Origin of the sequence: Thermococcus sp. M36 (genome assembly GCF_012027355.1) — an archaeon.
GTDB lineage: Archaea > Methanobacteriota_B > Thermococci > Thermococcales > Thermococcaceae > Thermococcus.
Window position 1 is genome coordinate 1 of record NZ_SNUH01000268.1, and the last position, 416, is coordinate 416.

1 protein-coding gene is annotated in these 416 nt (G+C 31.7%); it reads left to right on the forward strand.

The window, feature by feature from the left end:
- On the forward strand, positions 1-416 hold a 416-nt coding region (locus E3E36_RS12285; protein ID WP_206203716.1), incomplete at both ends, for a chorismate-binding protein.

Genomic DNA, 416 nt, shown 5'->3' on the forward strand with positions numbered 1-416 from the left:
ATATTGAAACAGTTGAGCAGATTCGCCAACACATTTTACGAGGCGATTGTTATGAGTTGAATTATTGTATGGAGTTTTTTGCTGAAGATGTTAGCTTGGATACAATAACTATCTATGAAAAATTAGTAAGCCTCTCCCCTGTTCCTTTTGCTGCTTATTATAAATTGAATGATAAATTTTTATTATGTGCCAGTCCTGAAAGATATGTGCAGAAGAAAAACAACACTATTATTTCTCAACCCATAAAAGGCACCTATAAAAGAGATTTACAGAATGCATTACATGATAAAGATTTAAAGTATCAACTGCAACAAAGTGAAAAAGATAAAACTGAGAATGTAATGGTTGTTGATTTGGTTAGAAATGATTTGAGCAGAATTTGTACAGAAGGTTCTGTTATTGCCGATGAATTGTTT